This is a genomic window from Undibacterium paludis, from assembly GCF_022568815.1.
Lineage (GTDB): Bacteria > Pseudomonadota > Gammaproteobacteria > Burkholderiales > Burkholderiaceae_D > Undibacterium.
The window spans coordinates 143320-160881 of the sequence record NZ_JAKZHX010000008.1 but is presented as its reverse complement, the minus strand read 5'-3'; the positions used below and the strand labels follow the sequence as shown (position 1 = coordinate 160881).

The 17562-nt window shown below is 54.2% G+C and carries 18 protein-coding genes; 12 read left to right on the top strand and 6 right to left on the bottom strand.

Going from position 1 to position 17562, the window contains the following annotated elements:
• The first annotated feature begins 32 nt into the window (after nt 1-32).
• The 3 genes from LZ463_RS14985 (at nt 33) to LZ463_RS14975 (ending at nt 2720) form a co-directional block, all read left to right on the top strand.
• Entirely contained in the window at nt 33-1076 is a 1044-nt protein-coding gene (locus tag LZ463_RS14985) for a ribonuclease T2 family protein (RefSeq protein ID WP_241456631.1), read from the top strand.
• Between the two features lie 83 nt (nt 1077-1159).
• Entirely contained in the window at nt 1160-2377 is a 1218-nt protein-coding gene (locus LZ463_RS14980) for a DUF1444 domain-containing protein (RefSeq protein ID WP_241456630.1), read from the top strand.
• A gap of 13 nt (nt 2378-2390) precedes the next feature.
• Nucleotides 2391-2720, top strand: a complete 330-nt coding sequence (locus LZ463_RS14975) for a peptidyl-tRNA hydrolase (protein ID WP_241456629.1) — start codon at nt 2391-2393, stop codon at nt 2718-2720.
• A 21-nt stretch (nt 2721-2741) separates the two neighbouring features.
• Here LZ463_RS14975 and LZ463_RS14970 read toward each other — a convergent pair whose 3' ends face one another.
• Nucleotides 2742-3629, bottom strand: a complete 888-nt coding sequence (locus LZ463_RS14970) for a substrate-binding periplasmic protein (RefSeq protein WP_241456628.1) — start codon at nt 3627-3629, stop codon at nt 2742-2744.
• A gap of 554 nt (nt 3630-4183) precedes the next feature.
• Here LZ463_RS14970 and LZ463_RS14965 point away from each other — a divergent pair.
• Nucleotides 4184-5086, top strand: coding sequence for a CPBP family intramembrane glutamic endopeptidase (locus tag LZ463_RS14965; protein ID WP_241456627.1), 903 nt, complete (start codon nt 4184-4186; stop codon nt 5084-5086).
• A 109-nt stretch (nt 5087-5195) separates the two neighbouring features.
• Here LZ463_RS14965 and LZ463_RS14960 read toward each other — a convergent pair whose 3' ends face one another.
• Nucleotides 5196-6101 carry a LysR substrate-binding domain-containing protein gene (locus tag LZ463_RS14960; protein ID WP_241456626.1) on the bottom strand — a complete coding sequence of 302 codons (906 nt, stop codon included), beginning with the start codon at nt 6099-6101 and terminating at the stop codon, nt 5196-5198.
• A 140-nt stretch (nt 6102-6241) separates the two neighbouring features.
• Here LZ463_RS14960 and LZ463_RS14955 point away from each other — a divergent pair, with 140 nt between their 5' ends.
• The 5 genes from LZ463_RS14955 to LZ463_RS14935 all read left to right on the top strand — a co-directional run bounded on the left by LZ463_RS14955 (nt 6242) and on the right by LZ463_RS14935 (nt 10607).
• Nucleotides 6242-7186: an NAD-dependent epimerase/dehydratase family protein gene (locus LZ463_RS14955; RefSeq protein ID WP_241456625.1), complete on the top strand. Its 945-nt coding sequence runs from the start codon at nt 6242-6244 to the stop codon at nt 7184-7186.
• Nucleotides 7179-7832, top strand: a complete 654-nt coding sequence (locus LZ463_RS14950; RefSeq protein WP_241456624.1) for a LysE family translocator — start codon at nt 7179-7181, stop codon at nt 7830-7832. Before LZ463_RS14955 ends, LZ463_RS14950 begins: the two co-directional genes overlap by 8 nt.
• A gap of 79 nt (nt 7833-7911) precedes the next feature.
• Nucleotides 7912-9099 (top strand): basic secretory protein-like protein, encoded by a 1188-nt coding sequence (locus tag LZ463_RS14945; protein WP_241456623.1) that lies wholly within the window; start codon nt 7912-7914, stop codon nt 9097-9099.
• Nucleotides 9100-9182: 83 nt separating this feature from the next.
• Complete coding sequence (locus tag LZ463_RS14940) at nt 9183-9749, top strand: DUF922 domain-containing Zn-dependent protease (protein WP_241456622.1); 567 nt, start codon at nt 9183-9185, stop codon at nt 9747-9749.
• 39 nt (nt 9750-9788) lie between these two features.
• Nucleotides 9789-10607 carry a hypothetical protein gene (locus LZ463_RS14935; RefSeq protein WP_241456621.1) on the top strand — a complete coding sequence of 273 codons (819 nt, stop codon included), beginning with the start codon at nt 9789-9791 and terminating at the stop codon, nt 10605-10607.
• A gap of 200 nt (nt 10608-10807) precedes the next feature.
• On the opposite strand, the gene LZ463_RS14930 is transcribed toward LZ463_RS14935, so the two are convergent.
• Together LZ463_RS14930 and LZ463_RS14925 are read right to left on the bottom strand one after the other, a co-directional pair.
• Nucleotides 10808-11572: a DUF4253 domain-containing protein gene (locus LZ463_RS14930; protein WP_241456620.1), complete on the bottom strand. Its 765-nt coding sequence runs from the start codon at nt 11570-11572 to the stop codon at nt 10808-10810.
• A 32-nt stretch (nt 11573-11604) separates the two neighbouring features.
• Complete coding sequence (locus LZ463_RS14925) at nt 11605-12342, bottom strand: LOG family protein (RefSeq protein WP_241456619.1); 738 nt, start codon at nt 12340-12342, stop codon at nt 11605-11607.
• Between LZ463_RS14925 and polA the strand changes: the two genes are divergently transcribed.
• Nucleotides 12343-15114, top strand: a complete 2772-nt coding sequence (polA, locus tag LZ463_RS14920; RefSeq protein WP_241456618.1) for a DNA polymerase I — start codon at nt 12343-12345, stop codon at nt 15112-15114.
• A 201-nt stretch (nt 15115-15315) separates the two neighbouring features.
• Nucleotides 15316-16209 carry a GNAT family N-acetyltransferase gene (locus LZ463_RS14915; RefSeq protein ID WP_241456617.1) on the top strand — a complete coding sequence of 298 codons (894 nt, stop codon included), beginning with the start codon at nt 15316-15318 and terminating at the stop codon, nt 16207-16209.
• 48 nt (nt 16210-16257) lie between these two features.
• Here the strand turns inward: LZ463_RS14915 and LZ463_RS14910 are convergent, their stop codons facing one another.
• On the bottom strand, nt 16258-16617 hold the full coding sequence (locus tag LZ463_RS14910) for a glyoxalase superfamily protein (protein ID WP_241456616.1): 360 nt from the start codon (nt 16615-16617) through the stop codon (nt 16258-16260).
• 311 nt (nt 16618-16928) lie between these two features.
• Entirely contained in the window at nt 16929-17132 is a 204-nt protein-coding gene (locus LZ463_RS14905; protein WP_241456615.1) for a hypothetical protein, read from the bottom strand.
• Here LZ463_RS14905 and LZ463_RS14900 point away from each other — a divergent pair.
• Complete coding sequence (locus LZ463_RS14900; protein ID WP_241456614.1) at nt 17127-17513, top strand: nuclear transport factor 2 family protein; 387 nt, start codon at nt 17127-17129, stop codon at nt 17511-17513. The two genes, LZ463_RS14905 and LZ463_RS14900, sit on opposite strands and share 6 nt — an antisense overlap.
• Nucleotides 17514-17562 lie beyond the last annotated feature (49 nt).

Sequence of the window (17562 nt, the reverse complement as noted above, 5' to 3'; positions counted from 1 at the left end):
TAACGAATCTGAATAAAAACGCATCCAACCTCATGCTCAAACTACGCCCCCTGTTCCTGGCTGCCAGCCTGGTTGGCGCCGTCAGCCTCAGCCTCGCCAGCGAACCCGTCAACGGCAGCTTCACCGCCAGCAAGGCCTGTGAACTGTATTCTTCGTTTGCCAAACAAAAAAACCCTGACGGCCTGCAGACCACCGTTGGCAGCAGTTACGCCGTCAAAGAGATCAACAAACCCGGTGACTATGGCTGGCTGCGTGTCGACGTACCCAATGCCAACCCCAGCCTGCGCTGGGTGGCGCGTGACTGCGGTACGGCGCAGCTTGACCAGGCGGTAGAAACACAAGGCAACCAGGCCCAGTCTGATAGCCGACGTCAGGACCGCAGCAGCAATACGAGCAACAGCGGCAGCCGCCAGGCCATGTGCAGCACAGCCAATCAGGAAGACAGTTATGTACTGGCCATCACCTGGCAGCCGGGCTTTTGCGAGCATTTCCCTTATCATGGCAAAAAGCCGGAATGCGATGCCATCAATAGTGGCAAGCTCAAGATCGCCAACCTGACCCTGCATGGCTTGTGGCCCAACAAAAAAGAATGCGGTATCAATTACGGCAACTGCCCGGGTACGCCGCTCAAGCTGTCTGCCGACACGGTGTCACACATAGAAAAATGGATGCCCAACTTCAGGTTTGAAACCAAATTCGGCGAATATGAATGGAGCAAGCACGGAGTTTGCCAGTCGCGCGATGCCGACACCTATTTCAGGACAGCGGCGGCGGCAGTGGAAGAAGTCAATAATTCAGCCATTGGTAAATTCATCGTGTCGCATGCGGGTCAGTCTTTCACGGCCAATGAATTTTTTGATATGGTCAAAAAACAGGAAGGTGAAAAAGTCGCCGGCAATATCCTGCTCAGCTGCGTCGATGGCAAATACCTGCAAGAGATACGCCTGAAACTACCAGTCCATTTTGAAACAGGCAAGGGCCTGGAAAAACTCGTTGGCGACGCCGACGGTTTTGGCAGGCAGGTCGACAAATGCGGGAATCAAATTGTTGTAGAAGCCAGCGGCAAAAACCGCTAGGCAGCAAAATCACACAGCTGAGCGCCCTGCGGCTATCATATCAGGGTTATGCTTTACCAAATCAGACACGATGCAGGATAGACATGGGATTTTTTGATTTATTCAGATCCAAACCCTCGACGCACAAGTTTGCCCAGATCGTCATCAAATATGCCCGTGCGCGCGGGTTGGCGACAACCATCCATTTTGATGAAGCAGAATTCCGCCTGGTGGTTGGCGACAACGGCTCGCATGTCCTGAACCTGCACAATGCCTATCGCGACTACTGCGCAGCAGCCAGGGGCCAGCGCGATACCGTGCTGCTGAAGTACACGGCTGGTTTGCAGATAGACGGCATACCCGATGATTTTGCCACTGCCAGACCGCACCTGATGCCCAGCCTGAAGCCGCGTGGCCAGGGTGAGTACCTGCGCCTGACATCGATGCTGGAAGGCAAGCCCATGTCGTATGACGGAGCCGCCCTCCCCTTTTCTGATGACGCCGTGCTGATGCTGGCCTATGACACCGAGCACTCCATGGCCCTGGTCAACAAGTCCAATTACGACACCTGGGGCGTCAGCATGGAAGATGCGCTGAAGGCAGCCATCGAGAACCTGACTGACCGTACTGGCGATAACTTCGTCAAGCTAGGCGATGGTGTGGTGGCGGGGGTGTGGGACGATGCCTATGATTCATCACGGCTATTGTTGCCCCACCTGATATTTCGGGCCGGTTGCGGCAGCGACCCGGTGATCATGGTGCCTACCCGTGGCCGTCTGTTGCTGACGGCCTCGAATTCGGTCAGCAGCCAGTTGAAGATGCTGGAACATGCGCAAACCTGCATAGAACGGGAAGGCCGTGTTGTCTCTGCCCACATGTATAAATTGCGCGATGGCCAGATAGTGCGCCATCAGCCCGAAGATGCCGATGTGGCAGACAAACTGAAGAACCTGGAAACCACGCAACTGGCCGAAGACTATGGTTCTCAAAAAGAATTGCTTGACGCCCTGCATGAAAAAAACGGCGAAGACATTTTTGTCGCCAGCTATACCGTACTCAAGAACAATGACACCGACAAGCTGACATCCTTGTCGACCTGGACCCAGGGTGTGATCTCGCTGCTGCCAAGAACCGACCTGGTTGCCATGGTCATTCCCAAGGGGACAGAAGGCGAATACGACAGCAAGATACTGAGCTGGCAAGACCTGTGCACGATTGCCGCCGACCTGATGCAGGCAGTGGAAGGCTATCCGGCGCGTTATCTGGTGCGGGCATTTCCAGCGGCGCAGGCAATTGCTGATGCGCCGGAATCAACCTTGTGATATCGGGCCAGTCATGAAGATGTACATTCTGGTAAGGGATGATATACCGCTTGGTTTTGCCATGGTGGCAGTCGCGCATGCCTCTTTGGCCGCCTATCTGAAGTTCCAGGATACACCTGAAGTCAAAGCCTGGCTGGCCGGTCCTTTCTTTAAAGCAGTATGCCTGGTCAATGCAAAAGAATTCGACAATGCCAGGCAAGTGGCCGACCATGTGGTGCTGACAGAATCAGCCTTGGATAACCGTGAAGTTGCCATCGCCTTCAAGCCGCGTGAACAATGGCCCAAAATGTTCAGATACCTGAAACTGTATCGCGAAGCACCTGCCTTACCTGACACCAAATAAAGCCAGCCAAAACAGTCGTCATCAAGGCTTGAACCATAGCTCAGGCCGGTTCAGCGGCATCTTGTCCGGACTCAGCAAGGGATTGCGCAATGCGATCACGGTGCGCTGTCTGAGGTTGAGGTTCCTGATGAAGTTCTGCTGGAAGCGCTGGAAGATTTTTTCAAAGCTGCCGTTCCTGATCATTTCTTCCAGGCCATTCTGCAGGTCTTCTGCCATTTTCGGATCACGCGGCGTCACAAAAAAGTACAGGGCAGACGGGTAATACAGCAGGATATGGGTATCGATATGCAGGTTCTGGCCAGGGTGGGCATCCACTTCATTCTGTACTTCAAACACTGACCGCGGGAAATAATCAAAGCGCCCGGCCCCCAGCATGGTGAACAGAGGTTCATACGAAGTTGAGGTACTGACTGGCAGCCCATTGCTTTTCAGGATGCCTACATCGGGCCAGTCCAGCTCCTGCCCTGCCGTGAAGGCGGCCAGTTCTTTGACCGACCTGACGTTCTTGAACATGGCCTTATTGCCTGCTGTCAGCAGGGCGACACGCCAGCCTATCAGGCCCTTGTCTATGGGGATGCGTATGGGCAGTAATTGCGCCTCCCTTTCGTCGGTGCTCATGGTCCACAGCAGATCAACCTTGCCCTGTCCTGACGCCATTTCATAGATGGCCCTGGCCTGCTGCATGGGCGCATCGCTGGGTTGCAACTGATAGGCCTGGCCGCTGCTTTTTATCGCCAGCCTGAGGATTTCGAGCATGTATTCGCTCTGGGGATCAACCATAGCTGACAGGCGGGGATAGCGAATGACCCTGGCTGCTTCCGCCGCCCTGGCAGTATGGGCAGTCAGCCCTGACAATAGAGGGATAAAGATAAGGAGCAGCGTCAGGTTTGCCAGTTTTTTCAGCAGCATCACTTTATTCCTGTCTGATGTCCATTCTGCATACGGTTGATGTCTGGTTGGTATCTATCCTCAGTGTAACCCTGCTTGCAGCAGGAAGGCCACCAATTGCGCATGGCTTGTTGCAAGTCTGGCAGAACAGGCTGCCAAATCCCTGATTTGAGATTACTCTATAGCCTGCTGTCAATTTGCTACCCGTTTGCCATCCATTTGTTACCCATTTGTTACCCATTTGTTACCCATTTATCGCCAATTTTGCCCTCTCGTCCCTGTGTATCTGCGCTTGGTCGTATTCCGGCTGTCAGGCAGCGTCTGGCTGTCTATAGTCCACCCTGAGACAAAACACTAGTGGACTGTCACAGTGAAAGCGGAAGTGAAGAGCATGTGGCCGGCGAATCAGGGCAAGGTAAGGTTTTGACAAATAAACACAGCGATAGCGGGGCTATCGCGCGTATTTGCAACGCCGCCCTGGTCGGCGCGCACATAGTTGGCACTTCGCTTTTCACTGTGACAGTCCACTGGCTCACTCAACAAGTACTCAATATCAGAAAAGAAAGGGAACAAGCATGACGACAGTGGACCTGCAACAAGACTTGCCTGCCAAGATGGCCTGGCACAAAAAACTCCTGCAATACAATATCGTCCGTTTCATGATGGCGGCATTATTCATCGGCGGCAGCCTGGCGCTGCTGCATGTATTCACCGGCAAGTTTGTGGTCGGGCCAGAGCTCAAGATCCTGCGCAATTTTCTCAACCTCGTCGTTGGCGTCTCCGCCTATATCACCTATGTGCGCCTGATCGAAAAACGCGCCGTGACCGAACTGACTCTGCTACCCGCCTGGAAAGAATGGCTGGCTGGCTTGGCGTTGGGCGTCTCGCTCTTCGTTGTCGTACTGGGCCTGTTGTCTGTCGCCGGTGTCTTTCATGTGGACGGTTTTAACAGCCCGGCCACGATGTTGCCTTTCCTGCTTATTTTTATCGGCGTCGCCATCATGGAAGAAATTGTCTTCAGGGGGATCGTCTTTCGCTTGCTTGAGGATTCGCTGGGCAGCACTGTTGCCCTGGTACTGTCCGGTCTGATCTTTGGTTTTGCCCATATTTCCAACCCGGGCGCAACCTGGTTCAGCTCACTGGCGATTGCACTGGAAGCCGGTTTCACCTTTGGCGCGATCTATATGCTGACACGCCGACTGGCGCTGTGCATAGGCTTTCACTTTGCCTGGAACTTTACCCAGGGCGCAGTGTTCTCGGTAGCGGTTTCCGGCATGGACGCCAAGGGTTGGATGCAGAGCCGCATGACCGGGCCGGACTGGCTGACCGGCGGCAATTTCGGCGCAGAAGCCTCGTTGCTGACCGTTGCGCTGGCGACACTGATCGGTGTACTGTTCTTGCGGGCGGCCATCAGGAAAGGCGAGTTCAAGCAGGGTTTCTGGAAAAAACCGGCAAAAGCCGCGCAGCTGGCTGTATAGTCTACGGCCTGAGATAATCATCTGGTCAGGTGCAACCCTGACCAGCACTGTATCTGCTCACCTGGTCTGCCCCCTCTCAAATGTCCTGCTCTGACACAGAGTCATTCTGCTACAACAGCGCAGCCATCATGGCAAGTTCTTCTTTTAGCCAGGTAATGAAGTGCAGCACTCTGTCCGCATCCGCTTTTCCTGCCGCTGTCAACAGTCGATAGCAGTATCTGGAAGGCAGTTGCATGCCAGGCATGATACACAAGCGCCCCTGGCGCAAATCTTCATAGGCAATCGCATAGGGCAACATGGCAACGCCCTGCGCTGCTACTGTCGCCTGCACCAGCAGGCCGGCATGGCTGTAGCTTTGCGCAAAGTCAGTCTGCTGGCCCAGCATGGACCGGGCTTGCAACAGGCGTATCCAGTTCTCGGGCGTGCCCTCGTACAGCAGGGGGTAACGCAGCAGGCGCTTGAGGACAGGCTGGCTTGCTTTACGGTCTTTCTGGTCGAGCAAGTCGGGACTGTAGGCGAGTAATAACTGTTCGCGCCAGAGCAGACTGGCATCATCCCCCTCGCTATACAGCTGATGGCGGATGGCGACATCACACAGGCCCTGCACCATGTCCACCACAGTATCACTCGACTCTACCCGTATATCGATGTTGGGATGTTTTTCCGTAAAGCGGTGCAGGCGTGGCACCAGCCACTTCATGGCGAAGGAATGGGTACACGAAATGCGCAGGCTGTCGTTGCTGTCTTCATCCTGCAGGGCGGCTACCTTGACCTGCAGGTCATTGAGGACTCGGCTGACCGTCACAGCCAGCTCACGGCCTTTTTCTGTCATGCTCAGGTGGCGGGCATGGCGTTCAAACAAGGCAAAACCAAGTTGCTGCTCGAGCTGCTTGATATTCTGGCTGACTGCCGCCGGCGTCTTGTGCAACTCATGTGCAGCCAGCTTGAAGCTGCACCAGCGCGCGGCGCAATCAAAATCAACCAGGGCGGCAATATTGCGCAAGGGCTTGTTCATCTTTGCATCTTCAATTTTATGAGTAAGTAAAACTTATTCATGACATCAGTATCACCTGTTTGCCCATAAGCCAGATGAGTCGCATCATACAAGCATGCTTTCCTCAACAGAAAACAATTCAACATACCGGGGCGACAATAATGAGCAAGAATATCTTGATTATAGGTGGTACACGTTTTTTTGGTAAGCATCTAGTCCGGCGTCTGCTGGAACAGGGTCACGCTGTGAGTATCGCCACCCGTGGCCTGACACCCGATGACTTTGGCAATACCGTACAAAGATTGCGGGTAGACAGGCGTGATGCGGCTGCCATGCAGGCCATGTTCGCCCATGCCCGCTATGACCTGGTGTTTGACCAGATGTGCTACAGCCCGCTTGACGCAGCCATTGCTGCCGATGTATTCGCCGGCAAGGCCGGGCGTTATGTGATGTCGTCGACGATAGAAGTCTACCGCCACCTGACCGATACAATCAGGCGCCCGCTGCGTGAGGATGACCTTGACCCGCTGAACACCAGCGTAGACTGGCATTACCCCTGGCGCGACCCTGCCCTGGCAGACATCAGCTATGCGGCGGGCAAGCAGCAGGCAGAGGCTGTCTTGCTACAGGATGGTCGTCTGCCCGTCGTCATCCTGCGCATTGCCCATGTACTGGCAGCGCAGGATGATTTTACCGGCAGGCTGGCCAGCTATGTGCATCGGGTGCAGCAGGGCGACGTTCTGCACCATCTGGCTGGTGCGGGGTGCTCCTCCTTTCTGGATGTGGCAGCCATCGTCGACGCCATGCTGTGGGCCGGCGCCGCAGACTTCCTTGGCCCTGTCAATCTGGCTTGCGAAGGCAGCCTGTCAGCGCCGCAACTGCATGCACGCATCGCCGCTTTGCTGCAACAGCCTGCCCTGCTACAGGCCACCGAAGGCACGACAGAAAACAGTCCTTTTGACTATGCCCAGGACTATGTGATGGACACCACCCGGGCGCGCAGCCTGGGCCATACTTTCAGTGCCGTGGATGACTGGCTTGATCCCTTGATACTGGACCTGCATCATCAGTTGCAAGCAAAAGTCAGCGGAGTGCAATATGCATGATATTGCCAACCTGCCAGGCTTTATCCTGGCGGCCAGCCTGATTATTATCGTACCTGGGCCCGCCACCCTGCTGGTGGCAGAACAGGCCAGGCAATCAGGCCAACGGGCAGCCGTGGCAGTGGCGGGCATCGTCTGTGGCGACCTGCTGCTGATCGGCCTGTCGCTGGCTGGCTTTGCCGTCCTGATGCAAGGTTTGCCCTGGCTCTTGCCTGCTTTGCGACTCACAGGGGCGGCATACCTGCTTTACCTGGGCCTGGGTTTGCTGCACGATGGGAGAAGCGGCAAGGGTCACAAAAACAGTACTCAACAAACAGGGTCTGCCAACTTTGCGCGTGGCCTGCTGGTCACTATCAGCAATCCCAAACCCATACTGTTTTTCTCCAGTTTTTTTCCACTGTTCATTCCATCGGCACCAGATGGCGCTGCGCAGGGCTTTATGATGCTGGGCCTGATGTTTGAAATGATTAACCTGCTTTACTTTGCTGCCTTGTGTGTCCTGTTAAATTGGGCGAAACATGCGCTGGCGCACCAGCCCGACAGTCACAACTGGTGGGCGAGTTGGCTGGCGAGCGGCGGCATACAGCAAGTCTGTGGCGGCGGCCTGATCGTGTGCGGGCTGGGCATGGCCCTGTCCATCGTGTACTAGTGGACTGTAACTGCACCCTTTTTGCATGGAGAGCCCCTACAATAGCGATTCCTGATTTCCATGCTGAAAGAGATCTGCCATGTATGCACTATTCAACTTCCGCAGTCTGTTCTTCATCTTCCTGTGTCTGGCGACCATGCCAGCCATGGCAGAGAAGCTGGCTGCCCTGCCAGTCAGTATGCAATTAAGCCGCCTGTCAGCTACGACCTGGCAAGCAGACTATGTGTTTTCAGAAGCGGTCACGGCACTGAACTTTGAAAAACGCGGCGATTATCGCAGCACCGCCTGGAAGGTATTGACACCCGGTGTGCGCTATCAGACAAATGAACAGATGGACAGCTATGTCAGCAGCCAGCCACTGAAAAAAATCAGTGTCGAGATTGCCGCCTATGACCAGTACCTGCCCAAGAATTATGCACCGAACAACCGTTTCACAGACGGTGGCGCAGCACTCTACATGGGCTTTTTTGAGGGCGCAGTGCAACAGGCTGGAATAGCGCGCGACATGGTACTGACGGTCAGCTACCAGGGTATGCCCGGCGAGACTGTCATCGCGCCGCCACGCTTTGCTGACGCCAGCAAGAGCCTCAATGCCTATGCCTATTTTGGTCCGCAAAAGCCTATGGATGCAGGTTCGGCGAAGATCATCATTGATCCAGCCACCCCAGCCTGGCTGACCGGACTGATCCTTGAAACCGGCACGAAAATGTCGAACTATTACAGTGCGACTTATCAGCGCCCTCTGGCGCGTGAACTGGTGCTGATGATATCGGTCGCCGAATTTGAAAGCCCCGGCGCATCGATGAAAGGCGGCGCCACCAATGGCCAGATCACCTACAGGTTGAGCGGTAAGAGTCTGGTCAAGGATGTCCCACCCCTGCGCAGCATGGTGAAACGCCTGGTCAGCCATGAAATGGCGCACATCTGGCAAGAGAATGTCAGTCAGGGTGGCATAGGCGAGAACCCGGCCTGGATACATGAAGGCGGCGCCGAAGCCATGGCTATGGACGCGCTGGAAAATACCGGTCTGTGGTCAAAAGACGAAGTTGACGCCTACAAAAACAAGGCCAGCCAGACCTGTGACAAGCTCAAGGACGGTCCGCCTGCCTATGAGCGTGACTACGCCTGTGGCTTGCAGAATTTCATGAACATGAGTCTGGCTGCGCCCGTCGTCTGGCGCGCCCTGATCAGCGAAACAGACAGGACTGGTGAGTATTACTCGGAAGCGATGGTGAACAGGCTGGCAAAACAAGTCGCGGGCAAATAAAGGCAAGTCATATACATCCGCCCGTCTTGCATGGATAATTGCTTGCAGTTGCCTCATTTTTATCAAGTTCACCAGGACCAGTCATGACGCTCAGGAACCTGTTTTTTCTCGCGCTGTTACCAGTTTGCCTTACCGGCAGGGCCGAAGTCATCGAAAACCTGCACTACAAGCCATACCGCGTGGAGCACCAGTCCGGTACATCGCTGGCAAAAGCAATCAATGCCGCCACACCGTTTAATGAAGGCGGCCACAAATATCATGGCTACACCAAATGGCACATTTCATGGCGTTACAGATTCGATACGACAGCCAGCGGTTCGTGCAAGATTACTTCGGCAACCGTCAATCTGGATGCGACCATCAGCCTGCCTGAACTGAGCAGCAGCGATCAATCTGCCAAAAAGCAGTTTGACACTTACCTGCCAGCCCTGAAGAAACATGAAACCGGTCACTACCAGATTTCACAGGAAGCTGCAAAAAAAGTGGAGCGGACATTATTGGCGCAGCCAGCCATGCCCAACTGTGAATTGCTCAAAACCACGCTTAACCAACGGGGTGAGGCCGTGCTTGACGAAGCCAGGGCGCAAGACAGGCAGTATGACGCCAGTACCAGCCATGGTCGAACGCAAGGCGCCTGGCTCGATCATTGAGCTTGATCTTTGAGTTTAATTTTTGACAAAGGCAGCGACATGGCAGATTCCATTACACATCAGCAGGCACTCGACAAACTGGCAGCGCGGCAATTGGTCCCCGTCATCGAAGACGATATTGCCCGTCTGCTTGGCAAGGCCATCAGCTATGCCAAACACAATGCAGCTTTTGACTTGCCTGGATTTGTACTGACAAACCTGATGTTGCGCTGGAATTGCATACTGCATGGCACTGAAGATGAAGTCAGTGAAAATTATCAGGACAAGACCGCACTGGCCCTGGCGCTGCTCTTGCACAAGCATGGAATTGTCGACACCGACCTGCAGCAAAGAGCCTGCCTGGCCATAGACAGGCTCAACGCCAAAGTGGCACTGAGCGATGCTTTTTTTAAAAATAGCGAATCCATCAAGGCCCTACTGGCTAGCCCTGCTGCTTTACCCAAAAAACGCCCCAGCGAAAGGGATACTGTGACATTCCTGCGTGCGCAGGACGTCATCAGCCTGCAACTGGCCGGGTATTATTATGCAGCCTATGTACATTCCATCTCCGGCTTCAACGAATACCCGATACTGGAACTGTATGAAGGCAGGTTTGTGCACAAACCGGACATGCTCGAACTGGCAGGCAGACGCGCCCAGGGCCAGACCTATAATGACGGCAGCAAGCGCATTTCGCATTTTGGCGTATGTGGTATGCGCCATGTACCTGATCCTGCCAACCAGTTCCACCTGATCGCCAGTGGCATCAGCACCAGACCGGACAACAGCCACCTGCAGGCTGCTACCGGTTTGTATGCACTCAGCGACATGTTCAGTTTGCAGGCGGATATCATGCGGATTTTTGTCGCTGATGCGTAGAATGAAAAACAGGCATGATCATGCACCTGACATGCGCCAGTCATTCATGTTACTGATGGCAGTTCTGGTGTCCGCCAGTGTGTTGTAGATATACGTTACAGGCAGATACAGGCTGACACTGGTTTCAGTCTGGTGATTGGTGCTGGGTGAAAATCAGGCTGCGATGCCTCTGCCTGACTGACCAGCATGTCAGCGCAACCCTATTCGGTGTAGGTCAGGACCAGAATCTCCTGCCCCCGTATCATGTCGGCCAGCAAACTGGTCAACGTTTCGTTAAATTCGTCTGCGTAAACCCTGGCCAGCATCGTGATCATGGATTGGATTTCACTTTCGTCCAGCTCGCGCGTCTTTAAAAAAGCGACATAGCTGGCCCCTATGCCTATCAGCTGGTACCCAAATTGCTCGTCAAGTAGTCTGGCGAACAGGAGATTTTCCATGGGACTTAAGTCGCAGGAAAAATAGCCATTGGGGAAAGCACAGATGGTTTCATACTGGTGCGTAACCGGTACTTTCAAGATAAAGCATTCTTCATCCAGTATCGACAAAATGTCCTGGTTGGCTTGCTTGAATTCATCAATGCTGTCATGGAAAAGGCTGATGCCACGTGCGCAGACATCTTCAAAATCCAGCTCGCGGCATTTCTTTTCAATATTTCCCCTGACGATGAACAATTCTTCCTTGCAAGTCAGGTAGCCTAGATGCTGGCCATCTTCAAAACAGCTTGCGGGCAAATGGCTGAGGTCATACCCCTCCACGTCATCAAGGTCTTCGCCAGAACTTGCGTGCATGGAAGTATACAGAGCCTGCCCCAGGTCATCGAGGGTAAACAGAAAACGATACCCGGGATTTTTGTCCAGCAGGCTGTGGTAGGTAGCGATCATGTCTGCTGCGCCGCTTATCTGCTGGCAGGCATAGCGATCGCAGAGAAAGCGTTCATATTCACCGGTAATGTAGTCCAATTGCATGCAGGTTAACCTTTTCTGACTTTCCCAGGGTTCTACAGATACAGCATTTTTTGCCGTTCGTCTTCTGAAGGCTCAATGTCCCTGGCTTCGTAAAACGCAAAGATCGCGTCGACGATATTGGCAGGCTCATCAATCAATTGCACCAAATCCAGGTCTGCGTGGTCTATCATGCCGTTGCCAGCCATCTGCGTCCTGATCCATTCCAGCAGGCCGCTCCAGAAACTGGTGCCGACCAGGATAACCGGAATGTGGCGGCTCTTGCCTGTCTGTATCAGGGTCAGGACTTCGCTGACTTCATCCATGGTGCCAAACCCGCCAGGGAAAACTACATAAGCGTCGGCATATTTGACAAAGGCCACCTTGCGGGCAAAGAAATGGCGGAAGGACAGGCTGATGTTTTGCCAGGGATTGCTGCGTTGCTCATGTGGCAATTCGATATTGAGCCCCACCGAAGGCGATGCCCCTTCAAATGCTCCCTTGTTGGCCGCCTCCATGATGCCGGGGCCGCCACCGGAGATGACAGCAAAACCCTCGTCCGACAGGCGGCGCGCCAGATCCACACATTTGACATAATCCGGATCGTCTGGCTTGGTGCGGGCAGAACCGAATATCGTCACCGCCGGGCGGATTGTGGAAAGCCTTTCGGTGGATTCGATAAACTCTGCCATAATTGTGAACATATGCCATGATTCACGCGCTTTCAGCGATGTTGCTTTCTCCTGATCGATGATCTGGCGCAACCTTGTTACCTCTTTCCTGTTTCCGTTCATATGCAAAATACCCTCTTGTTAGTCGATGGCTCCAGTTACCTGTACCGTGCCTTCCATGCCCTGCCTGACCTGCGCAATGCGCAAGGCGAGCCCACCGGCGCCATCCATGGCATGGTCAATATGTTACGCCGCCTGCACACGGATTACCCGGCAGCATACATCGCCTGCGTGTTCGATGCAAAAGGCAAGACTTTCCGTGACGACCTCTACCCTGAATACAAGGCCCAGCGCGCACCCATGCCTGATGATTTGCGGCTCCAGATAGAACCCATACACCAGGCCGTCAAGGCTCTGGGCTGGCCCATCCTGATGGTGGAAGGGGTAGAGGCCGATGACGTTATCGGCACCCTGGCAGTAGAGGCAACCAGGCTCGGCTTCAACACCATCGTCTCTACCGGTGACAAAGACCTGGCGCAACTGGTCAATGCCAATGTCACCCTGATCAACACCATGAGCAATGAAACACTGGATGAGCCCGGTGTGCTGGCCAAGTTTGGCGTCCCCCCCAACCGCATCATCGATTACCTGACCCTGATTGGCGATACTGTCGACAATGTGCCCGGTGTAACCAAGTGCGGCCCCAAGACTGCCGTCAAATGGCTGACCGAATACGACAGCCTTGATGGTGTCATCGCCAACGCTGACAAGATCAAGGGCGTGGTTGGCGACAACCTGCGCAGTGCGCTGGACTGGCTGCCGCAGGGCCGCGTGCTGATCACCGTCAAGACAGACTGCGACCTGACCGGCCACTACCAGTCCATCCAGGACAGCCTGGTCGCCAAAGGTGAGAACAAGGAAGAACTGATTGCCTTTGCCACCCGCTGGGGCTTCAAGACCTGGCTGCGTGAACTGACGGGTGACGCCACGGCTGGCGCAACACCACTGCCCGCTGCCAAGGCACAGGTAGCCTCCAGCCCTGTGCAAGGCGGCTTGTTCAATGAAGAAGCGGCAACAGCCGCCAGCATTGAGGTCAACTACGAAACCGTACTGACTGAAGCTGCACTCGACGCCTGGCTGGAACGCATCAATGCCGCCACACTGACCGCCGTCGATACCGAAACCACTTCGCTCGAACCGATGACGGCGCAACTAGTCGGCATCTCGCTGTGCTGCGAAGTTGGTCATGCAGCTTACATCCCGGTCGCTCATAACTACCCCGGCGCGCCTGAGCAATTGTCGCGCGAGCTGGTGCTGGCAAAACTGCGCCCCTGGCTCGAAGACGAGAACAAACCCAAGGTCGGCCAAAACCTCAAATACGACAGCCATATTTTCGCCAACCAGGGTGTGAACCTGCGCGGCATCGCGCATGATACCCTGCTCGAATCCTATGTCTTTGAATCGCATAAATCGCATGACATGGACAGCCTGGCCATGCGCCACCTCGGCAAAAAGACCATCAGCTTTGAAGAAGTCTGCGGCAAGGGCGCGAGCCAGATCGGCTTTGACCAGGTTGACCTGGAGCGTGCCACCGCCTATGCGGCAGAAGATGCCGACATCACTCTGCAACTGCACCTGGCCATGTGGCCAGAAATAGAACCGGATGCGAATCTGCTGCGCGTTTATCACGACATAGAATTGCCCACCTCAGTCGTGCTGCAAAAGATAGAACGCAATGGCGTACACATCAACAAAGACCTGCTGGAAACCCAGTCGCATGAAATCGGCATACGTCTGCTGGAGCTGGAACAAAAAGCCTATGAACTGGCAGAACAACCCTTCAATTTGAATTCACCCAAGCAACTCGGTGAAATTTTCTTTGGCAAGCTGGGCCTGCCCGTCGTCAAGAAAACTCCTTCCGGCGCACCATCGACCGATGAAGAAGTCCTGCAGAAGCTGGCCGAAGATTTCCCCTTGCCCAAGATCATCCTTGAATACCGTGGCCTGGCCAAACTCAAATCGACTTACACCGACAAGTTGCCCAAGATGGTCAACGCCAGCACTGGCCGCGTCCACACCAATTATGCGCAAGCCGTGGCCGTCACCGGCCGTCTGGCATCGAATGACCCTAACCTGCAAAACATCCCCGTGCGTACGGCAGAAGGCCGCCGCATACGCGAAGCCTTTGTCGCCGGGCCGGGCAATGTCATCATCTCTGCCGACTATTCGCAAATCGAATTGCGCATCATGGCCCATATCTCGGGCGATGCCAGCCTGCTGGCCGCCTTTGCCAATGGCGAAGATATCCACAGAGCCACCGCATCCGAGATATTCGCTGTTGCCCTCGATGAAGTCAGCAGCGAACAACGCCGCTATGCCAAGGTCATCAACTTCGGCCTCATCTATGGCATGAGCGCCTTTGGCCTGGCTGGCAACCTCGGCATAGAACGCAGTGCTGCACAAAGCTATATCGACAAATACTTCCAGCGCTACCCCGGCGTCGCCCAGTACATGGCCGACACCCGCACCAAGGCCAAGGCCCACGGCTATGTAGAAACCGTGTTTGGCCGCCGCCTGTGGCTGGCAGAAATCAATTCCCCCAACGGCCCCCGCCGCGCCGGAGCCGAGCGCGCCGCGATCAACGCCCCCATGCAAGGCACCGCCGCCGACCTCATCAAACTCGCCATGATCGCCGTACAGGGTTGGCTGGAAACAGAAAAACTGCAATCAAAAATGATCATGCAGGTGCACGATGAACTGGTACTCGAAGTACCGCAAGCCGAGCTGGAACTGGTCAAACAGAAATTACCGGAATTAATGGCGACGGTAGCGAAGCTTGATGTGCCTTTATTGGCAGAAGTTGGCGTGGGCGGGAATTGGGAAGAGGCGCATTAGAGAGCTAAATTCATTATTTCTCGTTAAGCTATTTTTCGTAGGTTGGGTCGGGCCTCGCTAGGCTAGGCTTCATCAGTCCAACACCAGGCCTTAAAAAACGCATGAAGGAATTGAGGGAGTTGGAGTTGGGCTGATGAAGCGTTAGCCTAGCGAGGCCCGGCCCAACCTACATACTTCATATTGACAAATACTTTAATAAATATGGCCAGCACAGCAGAAACCGCCGATGTTCACATAAAACAATTCTCGCCTGCGCTTCTCACTACCCCCGACATCGCCCGCCTGCTTGAAGCCGTCGAAGCAGAACATTTGCGGCAGCAGGTTGAAGCATACCGGCAGCTGACGCAAAACAACAATGCATGCGCCATACCCGTATGCGGAGGCATTGCCGCCTTCACTGAGGCTGGATTTGGTCGCAAGCTCAACCATGTCACTGGCATGGGGATGGGTGCGGTCCCTGATGTTGAATCGATAGCGCAACTGGAACAGGCCTATGCTGCGCTGGGCCTTGATACTGAGATTGACCTGTGCACCCATGCAGACCCTGGTGCGCTGGCGTTGATAGCGCGGCGTGGGTATGTGGTGACAGACTTCAGCAATACCTATGCGCGCAGGCTCGATGATTTTGACGGCAAGGCAACCAATCACGAAGAGATAGAAATCGTGACAGACAAGACTGCGCTTGCGTCTGTATTTGTCACGCATTCTGTCGCCGGCTTTGCCGTGCAGGCCAGGCCACGCCCTGCGCGGCTGCTGGAGGTGTTGGCGCAGATGGCTGTACTGCGCGAAGACAGCAGTCTGTACCTGGCGCGCATCAATGGGGAAGTGGCCGGTAGCGCCGGCATGAGTGTGATTGACACGGCTGCGGGTAAGGTGGCTTATCTGTATATTGCCAGTACCCTGCCTGCGTATCGCGGGCGTGGTGTGCAGCAGTCTTTATTACAGGCGCGGCTGGCGGCGGCACAGCAAACCTCTTGCGTGCTGGCCTGCGTTACCGCCAGACCGGCGAATGCCAGCTCACGTAATACGGAAAGAGCAGGTTTCAGCCTGGCGTATACCAAGTGCACCTTTGTCAAAAAAATTCATGCCAGCTAATCACCTTCACGCATGATACTGGTGCATCTGCAGCGCAATCATTGATCTTCAGGCGATGGAAGCTCCAAAGCCTATCTGATTACCGTCGGGGTCCTTGACGGAAAAATCACGCATGCCATAGTCCTGGTCTGCGATATGCGAATAAAACTGCACGTCGGCCTTGACCAGCCGTTTATAAATCGAATCCACTTCTTCAAACGTCAGGTAGATGACGCCATGGCCGGTATTGTCTTTATAGGGTGAAAATGTGCCGATGTGCAGATAGGCGCTGCCCCATGACAGACCGGCATAGCATTCAGGTTCGCCATATTTGAAATCAAGTTCAAAACCCAGGATTTCGGTATAAAAATGCAGTGATTTGGAAAAATTGGAAACTTGCAGGACTGTGGTGCTGGCGATAGGTTTCATAAGACCTCCAGAAAGTGCTATTGACGGCTTGACAGTGGATACCATGGTGCTCAGCTTACTCATTCGCATCATCACTCTGCGCTCTGCTTATATCCACACATATCGACACTTATCGACACAACACCGTGTCACAAATGCAGTATATATGGACAAGGATATACGGCAGATGTCAGAATGGGATGACAAGTTGATGCGCGGGGGAGTTTGCTGCTTAAGATTTAAGCAGCATAGTGCATTTGGCAAAACTCCGGTAGTGCTTTTTTCGACAAAATCATCTCCTGGCAACAATTCGTTCCAGTCTGGATACAGGCTTAACAAAAACCTGCATTAGTCGTATCTGCTGACAGTCCCTCACTCTCCTCAAGGGCGGCGCGCAGGACAGGTTTGCTGGCCTCGCTACGCAAGGCGATGGCTGTTGTCACGGCACCGCAGGCGGCAATGGCGTCGACGATACTTTCGAGCTTGCAATCCTGAAAACGCAATAGCCAAAATTTTTGAAAGGTAACCCCATGCATGACGAACTGAAAAAGCAACTGGTAGACCGTTACATACGTGCCTATAACAACTTCGACATCGAAGGCATGCTCAAGCTCTTGCATGATGATGTCAGCTTCCACAATATCTCTGGCGCAGAAGTGACCGTATCGACATCCGGGAAAGAAGAGTTTTTCAAGCTGGCTGACATGTCCAAAAATTTCTTCAGCTCACGCGAACAGACGCCCTTGCGGCGCGAAACCCTGGACAATGGCAACGTCAAACTGGAAATCAGTTTCAACGCAGTAGTGGGCATGGACTTACCAAATGGCTTGAAACAGGGCCAGCAATTGCAGTTGCAAGGCGTGTCAGAATTTGCGTTTGAAGATGACTTGATCAAGGCGATCACTGATATCAGTTGATCTGCGTGTCAGCATGAAGTCTATGGCATTCCAACCCTCTCCCCTGGTA